We start from the raw sequence: 17,154 nt of genomic DNA, 5'->3' as shown, positions 1-17,154 counted from the left end.
CGACAATGATTTGTTGTCATGCAGAGCTATGAATACTATTCATCCGTGACCAGTTTCCGACCCCGTCGCCGCACCCTGCTGCGCGCCGCGCCCCTGGCCCTGGCCACGGGCGCGCTCACCCCGGTGCTCGCCTCCTGCACCCGCGCCTCCGAGCGGCTGGACGCCGAGTCGAACGCCGTGCCGGAGGTCGATCTCTCCGGCATCGAGGAGGTCCCCGAGATCTCTGCGCTCGTTCCCGAGGAGATCCGAGAGCGCGGCGAGCTCGTCAACGGCGCGGCCCTGAACTACGCCCCCGGCGAGTTCGTCGGCAGCAACGGCGAGGCGATCGGCTACGACATCGACGTGCTCGCCGCGATCGGCGCGGTGCTCGGCCTCGCCACCCGCACCGAGGCGGCGGTGTTCGCGCAGATCATCCCCGCCGTCGGCTCCACCTACGACGTCGGCATCTCGAGCTTCACCGTGAACGAGGAGCGCCTCGCCGCCGTGACGATGGTGTCCTACTTCCAGGCCGGGATCTCCTACGCCGTGAAGGCCGGGAACCCCTACGACATCCACCCCGACGACCTGTGCGGCAAGCGCGTCGCCCTCCAGGTGGGCACCTACCAGGAGGAGCTCTCGATCGAGCGCTCCCAGCAGTGCCGCGACGAGGGACTTCGCGGCTACGACATGCTCGCCTACGCCTCGAACTCCGACGCCGCGACCAACGTCGCCGGCGGCAAGGGCGACATCCTCATGGCCGACTCCCCGGTCACCGCCTACGCCATCGCCCGCTCGCGCGGCACCCTCGAGGAGATCGGCGAGATCGAGGAGTCCGCGCTGAACGGCATCGTCGTCGCCAAGGACCAGCCCGAGCTGGCCGAGGCGATCCGAGCCGCCCTCCAGCACCTCATCGACTCGGGCCACATGGAGCGGATCCTCGCCGCATGGGGCAACGAGGCAGGAATGATCCCGACCGCGGAAGTGAACCCCCAGCCGTGACCACCACCCATGCCCCCGACGAGGGCTTCACCCCGATCCGTGCGAAGGCCGCGCCGCGGCCCGGCACCTGGATCTCCGCCGTGATCGTGGCCGCCCTGGCCCTCGGCCTGATCTGGTTCCTCGTGACCAACCCGGTGCTCGAATGGGGCACCGTCACCACCTACCTCCTGGACGTCAAGGTGGTCCAGGGCGTCGGCTGGACGCTGCTGCTGACCGTGCTGTCGATGATCCTCGGCACCGTCGTGGCGCTGACCGCCGCGATCATGCGCCGCAGCGAGAACCCCGTGCTGCGGGGCGTGAGCTGGGCGTACATCTTCGTCTTCCGCGGCATCCCGGTGTACACGCAGCTGGTGTTCTGGGGCCTGTTCACCGTGATCGTCCCCAAGATCGTGATCGGCGTGCCCTTCGGGCCGGAGCTGCTGAGCTTCTCCACCCGTGACCTGCTCACCGCCTTCTGGGCCGCCGTGATCGGCCTGGGCCTGAACGAGGGCGCCTATCTCGCCGAGATCATCCGCTCGGGCCTGAACTCGGTGGACCGGGGCCAGACCGAGGCGTCCAAGGCGCTCGGCATGAGCAACGGGACGATCCTGCGCCGCATCATCGTGCCGCAGGCCATGCGCGTGATCGTGCCGCCGCTGGGGAACGAGACCATCGGGATGCTGAAGACCACCTCGCTGGTGCTCGCGGTGCCCTTCACCCTCGACCTCACCTTCGCCACCAACGGCATCGCCAACAAGCTGTTCACCCCGATCCCGCTGCTGATCGTCGCGGCGCTGTGGTACCTCGCGATCACCAGCGTGCTGATGGTGGGCCAGCACTACCTCGAGCGGTACTTCGGCCGCGGCTTCGACGCCCGCACCCCGGCCCGCGCCGGCGGTGGGGGCGGCCGCGGCGGTCGCTCCCGCCAGGCCGCCGTGAACAGCGCCGGCACCACCCCGCAGGACCCGCTCCCGGAGGTGGAGCTGTGATGAGCCAGAACCCTGAGACGCCCGAGAACCCCGTCGGCGCCGCGAGCCCCGTCGTGATCCAGGTCGAGGGCGTGCACAAGACCTTCGGCGACCTCCATGTGCTGAAGGGCTGCGACCTCACGGTCCGCTCCGGCGAGGTGGCCGTGCTGGTGGGCCCCTCCGGCTCCGGCAAGTCCACGCTGCTGCGCTGCATCAACCAGCTCGAGGAGCCGACGGCGGGGCGCGTCCTCGTCGACGGCGTGGTGCAGGGCTATCGCGCCGAGCCGCTGCCCGACGGCCGCTGGCAGAAGCTCCGCCCCGTCGAGATCGCCGCGCAGCGCTCCCGCATCGGGATGGTCTTCCAGCGCTTCCACCTCTTCCCGCACCTGACGGCGCTGGCCAATGTGATGGAGGCGCCGGTGCAGGTGCGCGGCCTGCCGAGGGCCGCCGCGGAGGCGAAGGCCCGCGAGCTGCTGGAGCGGGTGGGCCTCGGCGACCGCGCCGACCACTACCCCTCCGAGCTCTCCGGCGGCCAGCAGCAGCGCGTCGCGATCGCCCGCGCGCTCGCGATGGACCCCGAGCTGATGCTCTTCGACGAGCCCACCAGCGCCCTGGACCCCGAGCTGGTCTCCGAGGTGCTCGGGGTGCTCAAGGACCTCGCGGCCGACGGGATGACCATGGTCGTGGTGACCCATGAGATGGGCTTCGCCCGCGAGGTCGCCGACCGGGTCGTGTTCATGGACGAGGGCCGCATCCTCGAGAGCGGCACCGCCGAGCAGGTCATCGACCATCCCCGCTCCGAGCGCCTGAAGGGCTTCCTCGCCTCGGTGCTCTGAGTCGTCGCGCGTGCCGCGCCACTACCCATGCGTTACTGAGGGGTATCCAGTGTGGGGTGTCGGAACAGCGCTCCATTCCGACACCCCACACTGGATACCGGCCGGTCACCGGGGTGGGACAGCCCCGGGGTGGGACAGCCCCTCAGAACCGCGCCAGGCGCTCCTGGAGCTGACGTCGTCGCGAGCGGCGCCCGTCGGCGCTGACCGGCGGGGCCGCGAGCGCGGCGGCGATCGCGGTGGTCAGCGGGATCGCGAGCACCAGACCGATCGAGGCGACGAGGGTGCGGAAGATCTCCGCGGCGATCTCCCCGGAGGCGAGGGTGTCCAGCAGCGAGCGGTTGATGGTGCTGGCGTACATCAGCAGCGGCAGGGCGGAGCCGATGTAGGCGTAGGCCAGCGTGTAGACGGTCGAGGCGATGTGGTCCCGGCCGATCCGCATGGTCGCGGTGAACACCTCGAGCCTCGACGCCGAGGGCATGGCCGCCCGCAGCTCCCAGGCGGAGGAGGGCTGGGTGATGGTGACGTCGTTCAGCGCGCCGAGCCCCGAGATGATCACCCCGGCCAGGAACACCGCCGACAGCGACAGCTCGGGGAAGGAGGAGTGGAGGATCTGGGCGGCGTCCCCGTCGGCCCCGGTCATGCCCGTGGCGCGCCCGGCGAGCAGGGCGATCAGCACCGTGACCGCGATGCCCCCGAAGGTGCCCAGCACCGCGGTGGTGGTGCGCACCGAGATCCCGTGGGCGAAGTAGACGCAGGGGAAGATCATCGCCGAGGCCGCCACGAGCGCCACCAGCACCGGGTCCTGGCCGGCGAAGATCGCCGGGAGCATGAACCACAGCACGACGGCGACGCCGGCGGCGAGGCCTGCCATCGCGCGCAGGCCGCTGCCGCGGGCCACGAGCGCGACCAGCAGCAGGTAGGCGAGCAGCAGCAGGCCCAGCGGCATCGCCCGCTCATGATCGAAGTAGTACAGCACCGGGGCCGACGCGTCCTCGGCACCCGCGAGCGCCTCGCCCTCGACGATTTCGCCGTCGACTGCCTCGCCGTCGAGCGGTTCGCCCGCGGCGCCCGCGCCGGTCGTGCCCTGGGCGCCGAGGTCCAGCACGCGCAGGCGGTCGCCCGGACGGACTCCGTCTGCCGCGATCTGCGGCGGCACCTCGACCTGGACCCTCTGCCCGTCCAGGGGATCCGCCCGGCCGACGGCCTCGACCAGGACCGTCTCCTCCGCGTCGCCGACCTCGGGGACCTCGGTGACGGTGACCGGCACGATCTCGACCCCCGGGGCGAGGAACTCGCTCTCGGCGGCGGGGGTGGACGCGCCCGGCCACAGCACCAGCAGCCCGGTCAGGGTCGCGGCGAGCAGCGCGAGCACGAGCGCCGTGAGCACGGTCCGGGGGCGCCGCCCGACCGGGGCGGGCGGCGCGGCCCCATGCGCATGCCCATGGCCGTGCGCTTGGCTGTGCGCGTGGCCGTGCGAGTGCCCGCCGGGCGTCGCGCGGGGCGCGGGAGGGTCGCCGGCGCGTCGAGCGCGCCTGCCGCGGCTCACCACTCCAGGATCTGCCAGCGCTTCTTCTTCGCCACGGCGTACAGCCCGAGGTCCGGGGCGACGGCGGCGGGCGTGCCCACCAGCTCGAGCCAGGCCGCGTCGGCGTGCGAGTCGCCGTAGCCGTAGGAGGTCGACAGGTCCGCGCCGTGCAGGTCCGCGTACTTGCGCAGCCAGTTCGCGCGCGCCTCGTCCACCAGCGGGGGCGTGGCGAGATAGCCGGTCATCACGCCGCTGCTGTCCTCGTCCATGTGGGTCGCGACGACCTCGTCGAAGAGGTCCGCGAGCGGCTCGACCAGCACGTCCAGCGCACCGGAGACCAGCACGGTGCGATGCCCGGCCGCGCGATGGCGCTCGATGGTCTCCAGCGCCTCCGGACGGATCGAGGAGCGGATGCGACGCCCCGCCTCGCCCTGCATGAGAGCACGCAGCTCCTCGCTGCGGTAGCCCTTGTAGCGGCGGTTGACCAGACGGATCAGCTCCGAGCGGTCCCGCTGGTCGGCGCGCAGGTAGCCGGGCACCGCGGCGAGCAGGCCGCCGATCTCGGCCGGCCAGGTGCGGCGGGGGCGGGTCGCGCGGACCACGGCGAAGTACTGCTGGACGATGTTCGTGGCGAGCACGGTGCCGTCGAGGTCGAAGACCGCGAGCGAGTCGGTGGACTGCTTGAGCTCGGGGACGGGGCGCGAGGCGCGGCGCCTCTGCGCGGACTTCGCACGGGAGTACGCCTTGGTCAGCTCCGTGACCGCCGGCAGGTGCTGCTTCTGGAAGTAGTCCTTCCACACGATCCCGGTGACGTCGAAGTCGTGGGTGGCCAGGAACTCCTCGGGGAGCTCCTCCCGCAGCGCGCGCGTGTTCGCATCGTCGAAGACCATCTCGGTCTTCGTGTAGTGGCGGTACAGCTCGATGTACTTGCGCAGCATCGTCAGCCCCGAGGTGGCCTTGTGCAGGCCGGAGGTCCACTCGCGGGTGCGCCGCGTGGCGGGCAGGTAGGCGACGGCGGCCGAGCCGATCTTCGCGGAGAGCTCCTTGGCGCGGAAGCGCTGCTCGACCATCTCCACCGCGGGGAAGGACCACTCGGGCACCGCGATCGGGCGGCCCTTGTCGTCCTCGAGCGGGAACTCGGTGAAGTACTCGCGCACCGCGGTGACCATCTCGTGGAAGGGCAGCGGGTTCGAGGCGCCGGAGACGACCTGGTAGTAGGCCTCGTCGCCGCGGCGGGAGACGTCCTGCGTGGCCAGCGCCACGATCACGTTGACGACGTGGTCGACGGGGATCACGTCGAGGATCGAGTCGGCCAGGCCCGGGAACTCCGGCAGCATGCCGCGGCCGTAGGCCATGATCAGGGGATCGGCGACCTTGTAGCCGTCGATCCAGCCCGGGTAGGGCTTGGTCATCGCGGACTCGATGATGGAGGGGCGCACGAAGGAGACGCGGTGGCCGCTGCCGGCCCACAGCTCCTCGGCGACCTGCTCCGCCATCGCCTTGGTGAAGGTGTAGATGTCGGTCCAGCCGACGGACTGGGCGCGGGTGCGGCCGAAGTCGACCAGGCGCTGCTCGACCCAGTCGCGGCGCGCGTCCTCGGAGACGCTCGCGACGGACTTCGGGCCCATGCGGCCCACCTGCAGCTTCGCCGAGCGGATCTGGGAGCGCAGCGTCTCGGGCCGGCGCGACTCCGCCTCGACCCGCTCGCGGGCGGCGAGCGCGGCGTCGTACTCGGCGCGCCAGTCGACGTCGGCCCGCAGGGAGCCCTCCTGGCGCAGCCCCTTGGAGATGCCGCCGACGTAGGCGGTGGAGACGTGGATGACGTGCGGGTCCTGCCCGGAGGCGAGGAGGGCCTCGTAGAGGTTCCGCGCGCCGCCGACGTTGGTGCGGAAGGCGTCGTCGATCGGCGGGTCGAAGGAGACGGAGGAGGCCGAGTGGATCACCGTGTCGACGGGGTCGGTGATCGCGGGCATGTCGGTGAGGTCGCCCTCGAGCACGCCCACGCGCGCATCGAGGATGTCCTTCAGGCGCGCCTTCCCGTCGGCGGCGCCCTCGAGCGCGCCGTCCTTCTCCAGCTGCTCCGCCCAGGAGGCGAAGACGGGCTTGCGCAGCAGCTGCTCGAGGCGGCGGCGGCCGGTGACCGAGCCCTTCGGGCGCACGACGGCGGTGACGTGGACGTCCTCGGTGGTCTCCAGCAGGGAGCGCAGCACGGCCTGGCCGAGGAAGCCGGTCACGCCGGTGAGCAGGATCCGACGACCCCCGCGGGGTGTGCCGCCGGCGGCGGGCTGATCGGCGGGGGAGGTGGTGTGCGTCATGGGATCCTCTGTGGACGAGTGCGGCGGGCGCGGGACCGGCGATCGGCGCGGTCCGTGCACGGGGCGCGGGACACGCGCGGGTGCCCTGCGGGCCTCCCACCTGGGAGCTTCTCCGCGCTGGTCAGGGCGGCGCTAGTGTATCGTAGCCGCCATGCATAGGGCCCTGATCACCGGCGGCACCGCAGGCATCGGGGCGGCGTTCGCCAGAGCGTTCGCCGGACGGGGGAGCGCCCTCGTGCTGGTCGCGCGGGACCCCGATCGCCTCGAGGAGACCGCCGCACAGCTCCGCCGCGAGCACGGCGTGGAGGTCGAGACGATCACCGCGGACCTCGCCGACCGCGAGGCCCAGCAGCGGGTCGCCGACCGCCTCGAGTCCGACGTCGACCCCGTCGACGTGCTCGTGAACAACGCCGGATTCTCCGTGCGCGCCGGCCTGCTGGACGAGGACCTCACCCCCCACGACCTCGGCTTCGAGGTGATGATCCGCGCCGTGCTGAAGCTCGGCGGAGCGGCGGGGCGCGGGATGCGCCGTCGCGGCCGCGGCTGGATCATCAACGTCGGCTCCGTCTCGGCGCTGGTGACCCAGAACAACTACTCCGCCATCAAGGCCTGGGTGGGCAACTACTCCGAGTCCCTCGGCGTGCAGCTGGCCGGCACCGGCGTGCAGGTCACCGCGCTGATGCCGGGCTGGGTCCGCACCGAGTTCCACACCCGCGCCGGGATCAAGGGCTCGTCGATCCCCGGCGTGCTGTGGCTGGACGCGGACCGGCTGGTCGAGGACTGCCTGCGGGACGTGGCCCGCGGGAAGCCCGTCTCGATCCCGTCGAAGCGCTGGAAGCTGATCGCGGCCGTGCTGCGCGGCACGCCCCGCGGTCTCGTCGCACGGCTGAGCGCGCTGCTCAGCCACCGCCGCAACCGGGAGAAGTGATCGCGTGAGCACCGAGGACAGCGAGAAGGAGCCCGAGGAGACGCGGCCCGAGGAGCAGGAGCCCACGCGCCGGGCCGAGGCCGCGGCCCGCTTCACCGAGGCCTCGAGCCGCGCCGCGGATGCGACCGCGAAGGCCGCCGACGACCTCAAGGACCGCTCCCGGCGCCTGTTCGACTCGCTCTCGGCCCGCTCCCGCGGCGAGGGCTGGGAGAAGCCGACGGGGGAGCTGGCGAAGTACCGCTCCCGCTGGCGGGCCGGACTGCGCTTCGTGCTGCAGCGCGTCCTGTTCCGGGTCGTGGTGAACTCCGCCGTGACCCCCCAGGTGCAGGTCCACCGTCGCGTGAAGAGCATCCGCGGGCCATTCGTGCTGGTCGCCAACCACACCAGCCATGTCGACGGACCGCTGCTGGCGATGAGCCTGCCGTGGACGCAGGCACGTTTCCTCAGCACCGGGGTGGCCACGGACTACTGGTTCGACCACTGGCACCGCCGCATCTTCGTGCGCCTGATGATGAACGCCTTCCCGATCGACAGGGGCGGGTCACGCAAGCACTCCGGCACGTCCCGGAAGCTCCTGCGCTCGGGCGTCCCGATCCTCGTGTTCCCCGAGGGCGGCCGGCAGCAGACCGGCACGATGGCCGAGTTCAAGCCCGGTGGCGCCGCGCTCGCGATCGGGGTCGGCGTGCCCGTGGTCCCCGCCGCGATCATCGGGGGCTACGAGGCGATGCCCAAGGGGCGCTCCTGGCCGGTGCCGGGGCGCCCGACGGTGCGCGTGGTCTTCGGCGACCCCATGGTCGCGCTTCAGGGCGAACCCGCGACCGAGTTCTCGACCCGCATCCGCGAGCGAGTGAAGGATCTGTACGACGAGCACCACGACGAGGTCCTGGGCGGCGCCGCCCGGGACGAGGAGGGAGACGCATGAGCGATCGGCTGAGCGCACGGGAGGTCAAGCGGCACAAGTGGTGGGGATGGGGCCTGGACGACGTCACCTTCCGCTACGACAACAAGCCCGCCTTCGCCCCGCTGGCGAGGAACAAGGTGGGCGTGGACCTCGATGCGAAGCAGCCGGTCGAGCCCGAGCTGTCGGACCACGAGGTGCCCGCGAGCCGCCTGCCCGAGGCGACCCGCGCCGCGCTGGTGGACGTCGTCGGCGAGGAGAACCTGCTCGACGACGACGAGTACCGCGTCGTGCACTCCTTCGGCCGCTCCCTGCCGGACCTCTTCCGCGTCCGCAACGGCCTCTTCGAGCGGCTCGTCGACGCGGTCGTCTATCCCGCGAGCGAGGACGAGGTCGCCCGGATCCTCCGCCTCGTCCTGGACGAGGACCTCGTGCTGATCCCCTACGGCGGCGGCTCCTGCATCTCCGGCTCCGTCACCCCGGACGTCGACGAGCAGCGCCCGATCCTCACCATGAATCTCGGCCGCATGCGCGAGGTGATCGAGATCGACGACACTGCGGGCCTGGCCCGCGTCGAGGCCGGCGTGTACGGCCCCGACCTCGAGGAGCAGCTGAACGCGCTGGGCTGGACCGTCGGCCACTTCCCCGACTCCTTCACCTACTCGACCCTCGGCGGCTGGGCGGCGACCCGCTCCTCCGGCATGCAGTCGGACAAGTACGGCGACATCGAGGACATCGTGCGCGGGCTGCGGCTGGTCCACCCCGACGGCGTCGCGGTGACCAAGCCGATCCCGGGCCGGGACTCCGGGCCCAGCGTGCACGAGATGATCCTGGGCAGCGAGGGCCGCCTCGGCGTGATCACCGAGGTGACCGTGCAGGTGCATCGCATAGCCCCGGTCCGCCAGGTCATCGCCTACATGTACCCCGACTGGGAGCACGGCATCCGCGGCATGCACGCGATCGCCCGCTCCACCGACGTCACCCCCACCTTCACCCGCCTCTCCGACGGGCCGGAGACCGAGTTCAGCCTCGCCATGGTCAAGGAGCCCAGCTCGACCAAGGGGAAGGTCGCCGCGAAGGTGCAGGACGGCCTGTTCGCCTACCTGCGCTCCAAGGGCTGGGACACCACGAACGAGATGTCGATCTCCTACGTCTGCTTCGAGGGCACGAAGGAGGCCGTCGAGCACCAGAAGGCGATCGTGAAGAAGATCGTGAAGCGGGCCGGCGGCATCACGCTGGGCGCGGGGCCCGGCGCGATCTACGACCAGAAGAAGTTCGACACCCCGTACCTGCGCGACTTCCTGATGAACTACCAGGTCTTCGGCGACGTGTGCGACACGGGCGCGACCTGGTCGAACATCAACGAGGTCCACTCGAAGGTGTACGACGCCTTCTACGCCGCCCAGCGCGAGCAGGACCTGCCCGGCTTCATGTTCTGCCACATGTCGCACAGCTACCACGCCGGCGCGTGCCTCTACTTCACCTTCGCCTTCCCCTACTCCTCCGACGAGCAGGCGCTCGAGCAGTACTACCGGGCGAAGAACGCGGTGCAGCAGACCTTCGTGGACCTCGGCTCGACCGTCTCCCACCACCACGCGGTGGGCACCGAGCACCAGCCCTGGATCACCGAGGACATCGGCGAGGTCGGGGCGCGCATGGTGACGGGCCTCTTCGCGGACAACGACCCGGGGCGGAACCTCAACCCGGGCAAGATCATCGCCCCCTGAGCCGTGGCGCCGCAGCTGCACGTGCTCCGCCACGGCGAGTCCACCGCGAACGTCGAGGGCGTGATCGTCTCCGCCCCCGGCCGGCGGGCGCTGGAGGAGGTGGGGCTCACCGCGTGCGGCCGCGAGCAGGCGCGCGAGGCCGCGGCGGCCGCCCGGGCACAGGGCCTCGGCGCGCACACCCTGGTGATCACCAGCGACTTCGCCCGTGCGCGGCAGACCGCGGAGGAGTTCGCCGCCGGGCTCGGCGCGGCCGCTCCGCGCGTGGACGAGCGCCTGCGCGAGCGCGGCTTCGGCGCGCACGAGGAGGGCCCCACGACCGCCTACGACGAGGTGTGGGGGCGCGACCGCGCCCGCGCGGCCCATCCCGACGGGGTCGAACCGGTCGCCGAGGTCGCCTCCCGGGTGCTCGCGGCGCTCGCCGCGGCCGACGAGGAGGTCGCCCGCGGCGCCGACGTCGTGCTCGTCGCCCACGGGGACGTGCTCCAGATCGCGCTCGCGCTCGGCGCGGGCCGCGACCCGCACGACCACCGCGAGGTGCCGCACCTGGGCAACGCCGAGCTGCGCGAGCTGGGGCCGGGCAGGGCCCTCGCCCCGGGGACGACGTGCTGAGCGCGGACCGGGGCGGCGGCGTGCGCCTGAGCGTCCGCGCGGACGCGGGCGCGCTGCGCCCCCTGCTCGAGGAGTTCTTCGCCGGCCGGGGCTGGCGCGTGCACGCGCAGGGGGCGGAGCGTCTCGACGTGGAGCGCGGCAGCCTCGCCCGCACGATCCTGCTCGGCGCCCTCGCGGGGCGGCGCTTCCACGTCCGGGCCCGGCTCGAGCTCGACGAGATCCCCGGCGGGACCCGGATCCGCTACCGCTGGGGCGCGACCGTCGGCCGGGCCCTCGGCGGCGCCGTCGGCTGGTCGCGTGCCGCGAGGCTGCACGCGGAGACCGCCGATGCGCTCATCGAGCGGCTGCGGGCCGAGGGGATCCTGGGCGAGGTCGCGCCCGAGCGGTGAAGAGGCCCCCTCGCCGTTGAGGGAGCCTGATGACGACCATAGCCAGTCCGCGGTGAGAAGTGGGTCACAGGCCGGTCACGGTTCTCTCCTGGCGGGTCCGGCGCAGCGGCCGGTCCCTGCGCCCCTACGATGGACCGGGTCGCCCGAGGGCGGGCGGCCCCGTGAACGACCAGCGACAGGACGAGGGAAGTCATGACATTGCGCATCGCCGTCTTCGGCGAGAACCGGCACGAGAAGGTCGACCCGAAGGTCCAGGAGATCTATCCCGAGGGGATGCACACGGTGATCGCGGAGGGCCTGCGCTCCCTCCTCGCGGCCGACGGCATCGACGCCGAGGTGCGGATCGCCCTGCTCGACGACATCGAGGAGACGCTCAGCGAGGAGGCGCTCGCCGAGACCGACGTGCTCACCTGGTGGGGGCACATGGCCCACGCGGACGTCCCCGACGAGGTCGCCGAGCGCGTGGTGCGCCGCGTCCACGAGGGCATGGGGCTGATCCCCCTGCACTCCGCCCACTACTCCAAGCCCTTCACGAAGCTCATGGGCACCACCTGCAACCTGCTGTGGCGCAACGAGGGCGAGGAGGAGCGGGTCTGGACCGTCAACGGCTCCCACCCGATCGCGCGCGGCGTCCCGCACCCGATCATCGTCCCCGAGCAGGAGATGTACGGGGAGATGTTCGACATCCCCGCCCCCGACGAGCTCGTGTTCGTCTCCTCCTTCGCCGGCGGCGAGGTGTTCCGCTCCGGCGCCGCCTTCCGCCGCGGCAAGGGCAAGGTCTTCTACTTCAGCCCCGGGGACCAGGAGTACCCCGTCTACCGCCAGGCCGAGATCCAGCGCGTGCTCGCCAACGCCGTGGTCTGGGCGCGGCCGGAGGAGCGCGAGGCCACCCCGGTGAAGATCGCGAACGCCCCGCGCGACTGGTTCCGCGGCGAGGACCCGGAGGGAGCCGCCCGTGTCATCTGAGACGCTCACCGACACCTCCGCCGCCCCCGTGCCCGCCGCCGAGCTCACCGGCTTCCCGCGACTGGACGGGGACCGGCCCGCGCGCGTGGTCGTCGTCGGCGCGGGCGGCATGGGCAGCTGGTGGGCCCGGGAGATCGTGGAGAGCGAGGTCGCCGAGCTCGTCGGCGTCGCCGATCTCGTCGAGGGCGCGCCCGAGCGCGTGATCGCCCAGTCCGGGGCCGCCGATCCCGGGGCGGTCGCCGTCGGGACCGACGGGGTCGACCTGGCGCTCGCCGTCGAGGCGGACCTGCTCGTCGACCCCACCGTCCCCGTCGCCCACCACCCGGTGACCGTCAAGGCGCTGCACGCCGGGATCCCGGTGCTCGGCGAGAAGCCGGTCACCGAGACGCTGCCCGAGGCGATCAGCCTGCTCGCGCACGCCGAGCTGACCGGGGTGCCGTTCATGGTCTCCCAGTCGCGGCGGTTCTTCCGCCAGGTGCGCCAGCTGCGCAGCTTCGTCGCCGCACACGGGCCGACGGTGATGACCAGCGCCTTCTTCTCCCTGTTCACGGAGATGGAGGGCTACCGCCGCACCCAGCGCCACCCGCTGCTGCGCGACATGGGCATCCACGCCTTCGACACCGCCCGCTACATCCTGGATGCGGACCCGGTCGCGGTCACCGCCGTCGGCGCCCGTCCCGAGTGGAGCGTCTACCACCACGACGCGACGGTCTCGGCGACCTTCGAGATGTCCGACGGCTCCCTGTTCGCCTATCACGGCACGTGGAATGCCCGCGGCCTGCCGACCTGGTGGAACAGCGAATGGCGGATCGGTGCCCAGCACGGCTCGGCCACCTGGGACGGCACGGGCGTGCCTGTGCTCGGCACCGCGGACGAGGAGGAGACCGCCCGCCTGCAGGCCGCGGTCGAGGCGGAGACCGCCCCCGAGCCCGACCAGATCGCGGCCTCGCTCGTGGAGTGCGTGAGCGCGCTGCGCGAGGGCCGCACCCCCATGTGCGAGATCCACGAGAACCTGCTCAGCTTCGCGATGGTCGAGGCGGCCGTCGCGGCCGTGGACGGCGGCGGGCGCGTCGAGATCGACGAGCTGCTCGAGCAGGCGCGTCTCGAGGCGATCACCGCGGAGGCTGATGAGGACGCCCGCGAGATCATGCGCTCGTGGAGCTCCGTGCGCGAGGCGCTCGCGACCGGGGCCTGAGCGTGGGGGCGGGGCCCGGACCGAGGTCCGCCCCGCCCCGGCGGTCCGCATCTGCGGGGTGGAGGCCGGCTCGTGTGCAGGACTCCGCTGATCATGAGCGCTATGACATGGAGCGGCTGTGACCACGTGCGTCGGCGCCGTACGGAGTGCTGTCGGCACCTCGGGGACTCGTCGCCCCTGCCTCCGTGTCGCCGTCGGGCCGATGGTGGCACGAGGTGGTCATATAGCCAGCTCGTGTCGCCATAGGCCCGTGGACGACGGCCGATGTCGTCAGGTGACCGGACCGAGGACGGCACCGCCCCTGAGCCGGCACCACACGCCCCGGCCATGCACACGTTGCGGCCGACACCCCCGACAACCCCCAGCACCTGCCTGCCACGGCCCTGAGGCCCGCGGCGGATGCGAAAAGCCCCTCACCGCGATGTTCTCGCTGGTGAGGGGCCTTTTCCTGGGCGCGCCCGGAGGGATTCGAACCCCCAACCTTCTGATCCGTAGTCAGATGCTCTATCCGTTAAGCTACGGGCGCTTGCCGGTCTCGCCGACCTGCACTACTTTAGCGGCCGCTCCCGACCGGCGCCAATCCGCGGGCCATGACCCTGCTCACAGAGGCGCAGGGCCATGGCCGCGGGTGCTCAGCGGGAAGTCACCAGCCGGGCTGCTGCGGGGGCTGCGGCGAGCCGGGGCCCTGCTGACCACCAGGCTGCTGCGGACCACCCGGCTGCTGGCCGCCCGGCTGCTGCGGGCTGTCGGGGTGCGCCCACGGCGGCTGCTGCTGGCCCTGGCCGTCCCACTGCTGACCGCCCTGCTGGGGAGCCTGCGGAGCCTGGGACGCGGCCGCGCCGTAGCCGCCGGGCATCCCCGCCGGGGCGGCCGCCTTGCTGCGGCGCGAGCGGACCACGAAGAAGATGGCCGCCGCCAGGGCGAGCAGCAGCAGGAAGCCGACCACGAGCACCGCGATGATCACGATGACCCAGGGGAAGCTGTTCGCCTCGGCGCGGATGTCGACGCCGTTGCTGATCTCGGTGACGTCGGTGAAGGTGACGGTGCTGCCGTCGATCTGCCCGCCCGAGGACTCGATGATCTTCCCGGGGAAGGTGAAGGCCATGCTGAACTCGAAGCCGTAGTCCTGCAGGGACGGATCGGCGAGGTCGCCCATCCCGGCCTCGGCGGTGTCCAGCGTGAAGTGGTACTCCCCGCCCTCCTCGACGAGGTCCAGGCCGCTGCCGAACCGGTCGCTCGTGATCACGCCGGTGATGTTGCAGCCGTACATGCCGTCGGACTCGTAGGGCTCGACCGTCGGGACCAGCTCGTCGGTCGCCGAGTCGCTCTCCAGGTCCGCGCACATCTCCTCGGCGGAGGAGAAGGACCCCACCATCAGGGAGGAGTCGATGCCGAGATCCATCGAGACGTTGATGGTGTCGGCGTCCTGGATGTCGAAGTCCGCGTGGAACTTCCCGCAGCCCGCCAGGACCATCATGAAGGGCAGGAGAAGGAGGGCGACGAATCTGCGTCGCCTGGAGATGCTGGTCATGAAGCCCCCGTCGAGTCGTGCACCGTGGTGCGGAGCGTCGCCGTGCGCGACGCGCGTCGACTCCAGGGTACGTGGCGGGGCAGTGCGGTGCGGTGGGGAGAACTCCCCATCCGGCCCAGCCCGGCGGACTACTTCCAGAACATGAGCATGCCGCCGCCCACCATGAGCACTCCGAAGCCGACGGCGAGGTTCCAGTCCTGGATCGGCAGGGGCAGCTGACCGGCCGAGATGTAGTACGTGACCAGGTAGGCCAGGCCCACGATGAGCAGGACGACGGCGGTGGGGGCGAGCCACGGCGGGTTCTGGCCGGCCGCGGCCACGCGGCGCCGGGTGCTGCGTGAGCTCTCGGCCGCCGCGGTGCGCCGCACCGAGGTGGCGCGGGTGGAGTCCTTGGCCTTCTCGGGGACCTCGCCGCCGGGCTCCTTGCCGGCGGAGCGCTTCGAGCGCACCGGGTCCTTCCCGGAGGAGGCCGCGGAACCGTCCTCGCCGACGACGTCCTTCGCATCCGGCGTCGTCCGGCCGGACGACTTCTTCCTGCTCCTGGCCATGGAAAGATGCTCCCTCGACGCGGCCGACGCGCGGCCGCGCCGCGCGGATCCGCGGGCGCGGACCGTGGCCTAGGGTAATGCTCGACGCTGACGGGCGCGAAGCGAGGAGCCAGGATGGATGCACAGCAGCCCCCGTCGCGAGGTCGCCGCGGCGGCGCTCGCGGGCGGGCCGGCGTGGCCGCGGTGATGGTGCTGTGCGGTGTGCTGTTCGCGACCACCGCCCGCCTCGCCACCGGCGGCTCCATCCGCGACGAGAGCGGCGACGTCGCCGGCGTGCTCGCCGAGCGCGGCCGCACCATCGAGGAGCTCACCGAGGACAACGCGGCCAAGCGCGCCGAGATCGAGGAGCTGCGCGGCCACGGCGCGGGGGTCGGGACCGCCGCGCGCACCGAGCAGGTCGAGGACGCCGTCGGCCTCAGCGAGGTCTCCGGGCCCGCGCTGCGGATCACCCTGACCGATGCGCCCTCGAGCGCGCTCGGCGCGATCCCCGGCACCGAGCCCGACGACCTCGTCGTCCACCAGCAGGATCTCGAGTCCTTCATCAACGCCCTGTGGGCCGGCGGGGCGGAGGCGATGATGCTGCAGGACCAGCGCGTCATCAACGGCAGCGCCTTCCGGTGCGCGGGCAACACGCTGCTGCTCGAGGGCCGCGTCTACTCCCCGCCCTTCGTGATCACGGTGATCGGCCCGGTCGAGGGGATGACGGAGGCCCTTGACGCGTCCCCGAACGTGCAGGTCTATCGCGAATGGGTGGACCATGTCGGACTCGGCGAGAAGATCGAGACGCTCGAGAGCACGACCCTGCCGGCGTACAACGGCCCGCTCGCCGTCGACGCCGCGGTCCAGCGGTGAGGGCCGCGCGGCGCGGCCCGGGCGTGCTCGGGGTGCTCGGCGAGCTGCTGCTGACCGCCGGGGTGCTGCTGGGGCTGTTCCTCGTCTGGCAGCTGTGGTGGACCGACGTGATGGCCGGCCGCGAGCAGGCCGGCATCCTCGACGGCCTCGAGCAGGACTGGGGCGCGGCGGACGAGCAGCGGATCGCCCCGCGCCAGGAGGGGCCGCCGCTCGTGCCCGAGATCCCCGGGGAGTCGATGGTGTGGGGGACGATGCACGTGCCCGTCTTCGACCGCGAGCGCTTCCCGCTGGCCGAGGGGGTGAGCCTCGAGAGGGTCCTGAACGTCAAGGGCGCCGGCCACTACCCCGAGACCGCGCTGCCCGGCCAGGTCGGGAACTTCTCGGTCGCCGGGCACCGCAACACCTACGGGCGCGTGCTCGAGGACATCGCCGATCTCGAGGCGGGCGACGCGATCGTGGTGGAGACCGACGAGGCGTTCTACGTGTACGAGACGACCGAGTCGCACGTGGTGGACCCCGGCGCGGTCGAGGTGATCGCCCCCGTCCCCGGTGACAGCGAGGCCGAGCCGAGCCAGGCGATGCTCACCCTGACCGCCTGCCATCCGATGTACTCCGCGCGGGAGCGCTACATCGTCCACGCCGAGTTCGCGTACTGGACCGAGCGGGCCGACGGGATCCCCGAGGCGCTCGCGACGGGCACCGCTGCTGCCCGGGGAGGGGAGAGCTGATGTATGCCTGGCTGTTCCGGCACCTGCCCGGCCCGCGCTGGGTGCGGATCCTGCTGAGCGTGCTGCTGCTCGCCGCGGTGGTCGTGGCGCTGTTCGGGTGGGTCTTCCCCGCGCTCGCCCCGCACCTGCCGCTGGACGACGGCACCGTCGGCGCCGCGCCCCCGCCCCGCTGAGCGCCGCGC

General features: G+C 72.2%; 17 protein-coding genes and 1 tRNA gene. 13 read left to right on the top strand and 5 right to left on the bottom strand.

Going from position 1 to position 17,154, the window contains the following annotated elements:
* The first annotated feature begins 45 nt into the window (after positions 1 to 45).
* From D1648_RS15150 to D1648_RS15140, 3 genes are read left to right on the top strand one after another with little or no spacing between them, the layout of a single operon-like run.
* Positions 46 to 978 (top strand): ABC transporter substrate-binding protein, encoded by a 933-nt coding sequence (locus D1648_RS15150; RefSeq protein ID WP_122943584.1) that lies wholly within the window; start codon positions 46 to 48, stop codon positions 976 to 978.
* Positions 975 to 1,946 (top strand): amino acid ABC transporter permease, encoded by a 972-nt coding sequence (locus D1648_RS15145; protein ID WP_122943444.1) that lies wholly within the window; start codon positions 975 to 977, stop codon positions 1,944 to 1,946. Before D1648_RS15150 ends, D1648_RS15145 begins: the two co-directional genes overlap by 4 nt.
* A complete protein-coding gene (locus D1648_RS15140; RefSeq protein WP_122943443.1) occupies positions 1,946 to 2,761 on the top strand; it encodes an amino acid ABC transporter ATP-binding protein in 816 nt (271 codons plus the stop codon). Before D1648_RS15145 ends, D1648_RS15140 begins: the two co-directional genes overlap by 1 nt.
* Before the next feature lie 142 nt (positions 2,762 to 2,903).
* Here the strand turns inward: D1648_RS15140 and D1648_RS15135 are convergent, their stop codons facing one another.
* Entirely contained in the window at positions 2,904 to 4,148 is a 1,245-nt protein-coding gene (locus D1648_RS15135; RefSeq protein WP_241155533.1) for a YibE/F family protein, read from the bottom strand.
* A gap of 155 nt (positions 4,149 to 4,303) precedes the next feature.
* A complete protein-coding gene (locus tag D1648_RS15130) occupies positions 4,304 to 6,601 on the bottom strand; it encodes an HAD-IB family hydrolase (RefSeq protein WP_122943442.1) in 2,298 nt (765 codons plus the stop codon).
* A 151-nt stretch (positions 6,602 to 6,752) separates the two neighbouring features.
* Between D1648_RS15130 and D1648_RS15125 the strand changes: the two genes are divergently transcribed.
* The 7 genes from D1648_RS15125 to D1648_RS15095 all read left to right on the top strand — a co-directional run bounded on the left by D1648_RS15125 (position 6,753) and on the right by D1648_RS15095 (position 13,313).
* On the top strand, positions 6,753 to 7,529 hold the full coding sequence (locus D1648_RS15125; protein WP_122943441.1) for an SDR family oxidoreductase: 777 nt from the start codon (positions 6,753 to 6,755) through the stop codon (positions 7,527 to 7,529).
* Positions 7,530 to 7,533: 4 nt separating this feature from the next.
* Complete coding sequence (locus tag D1648_RS15120) at positions 7,534 to 8,451, top strand: lysophospholipid acyltransferase family protein (protein ID WP_122943440.1); 918 nt, start codon at positions 7,534 to 7,536, stop codon at positions 8,449 to 8,451.
* A complete protein-coding gene (locus tag D1648_RS15115) occupies positions 8,448 to 10,154 on the top strand; it encodes an FAD-binding oxidoreductase (RefSeq protein WP_122943439.1) in 1,707 nt (568 codons plus the stop codon). The genes D1648_RS15120 and D1648_RS15115 overlap by 4 nt, the downstream gene beginning before the upstream one ends.
* A 3-nt stretch (positions 10,155 to 10,157) precedes the next feature.
* Positions 10,158 to 10,763 carry a histidine phosphatase family protein gene (locus tag D1648_RS15110; protein WP_241155532.1) on the top strand — a complete coding sequence of 202 codons (606 nt, stop codon included), beginning with the start codon at positions 10,158 to 10,160 and terminating at the stop codon, positions 10,761 to 10,763.
* Positions 10,757 to 11,152, top strand: coding sequence for a hypothetical protein (locus D1648_RS15105; protein WP_122943438.1), 396 nt, complete (start codon positions 10,757 to 10,759; stop codon positions 11,150 to 11,152). Before D1648_RS15110 ends, D1648_RS15105 begins: the two co-directional genes overlap by 7 nt.
* Positions 11,153 to 11,344: 192 nt before the next feature.
* Positions 11,345 to 12,118, top strand: a complete 774-nt coding sequence (locus tag D1648_RS15100) for a ThuA domain-containing protein (protein WP_122943437.1) — start codon at positions 11,345 to 11,347, stop codon at positions 12,116 to 12,118.
* Positions 12,108 to 13,313 carry a Gfo/Idh/MocA family protein gene (locus D1648_RS15095; protein ID WP_122943436.1) on the top strand — a complete coding sequence of 402 codons (1,206 nt, stop codon included), beginning with the start codon at positions 12,108 to 12,110 and terminating at the stop codon, positions 13,311 to 13,313. The genes D1648_RS15100 and D1648_RS15095 overlap by 11 nt, the downstream gene beginning before the upstream one ends.
* Positions 13,314 to 13,766: 453 nt before the next feature.
* Here D1648_RS15095 and D1648_RS15090 read toward each other — a convergent pair.
* The 3 genes from D1648_RS15090 to D1648_RS15080 form a co-directional block, all read right to left on the bottom strand.
* Positions 13,767 to 13,839, bottom strand: a tRNA-Arg gene (locus tag D1648_RS15090).
* A 117-nt stretch (positions 13,840 to 13,956) separates the two neighbouring features.
* Complete coding sequence (locus tag D1648_RS15085; RefSeq protein WP_122943435.1) at positions 13,957 to 14,844, bottom strand: hypothetical protein; 888 nt, start codon at positions 14,842 to 14,844, stop codon at positions 13,957 to 13,959.
* A gap of 128 nt (positions 14,845 to 14,972) precedes the next feature.
* Positions 14,973 to 15,392, bottom strand: a complete 420-nt coding sequence (locus tag D1648_RS15080) for a cell division protein CrgA (RefSeq protein WP_122943434.1) — start codon at positions 15,390 to 15,392, stop codon at positions 14,973 to 14,975.
* 114 nt (positions 15,393 to 15,506) lie between these two features.
* On the opposite strand from D1648_RS15080, the gene D1648_RS15075 reads away from it, so the two are divergent.
* Genes D1648_RS15075 through D1648_RS15065 form a run of 3 tightly spaced genes read left to right on the top strand, consistent with a single transcriptional unit; the run spans position 15,507 to position 17,145 of the window.
* Positions 15,507 to 16,244, top strand: a complete 738-nt coding sequence (locus D1648_RS15075) for a DUF881 domain-containing protein (protein ID WP_122943433.1) — start codon at positions 15,507 to 15,509, stop codon at positions 16,242 to 16,244.
* Positions 16,241 to 16,972 carry a class E sortase gene (locus D1648_RS15070; RefSeq protein WP_241155531.1) on the top strand — a complete coding sequence of 244 codons (732 nt, stop codon included), beginning with the start codon at positions 16,241 to 16,243 and terminating at the stop codon, positions 16,970 to 16,972. The genes D1648_RS15075 and D1648_RS15070 overlap by 4 nt, the downstream gene beginning before the upstream one ends.
* Positions 16,972 to 17,145 (top strand): hypothetical protein, encoded by a 174-nt coding sequence (locus D1648_RS15065; protein WP_122943431.1) that lies wholly within the window; start codon positions 16,972 to 16,974, stop codon positions 17,143 to 17,145. The genes D1648_RS15070 and D1648_RS15065 overlap by 1 nt, the downstream gene beginning before the upstream one ends.
* The last annotated feature ends 9 nt before the right edge of the window (positions 17,146 to 17,154 follow it).

Source organism: Brachybacterium sp. EE-P12, from assembly GCF_003711805.1.
In the GTDB taxonomy this organism is placed as follows: Bacteria; Actinomycetota; Actinomycetes; order Actinomycetales; family Dermabacteraceae; genus Brachybacterium.
This window is presented reverse-complemented; position numbering and strand designations above follow the sequence as displayed.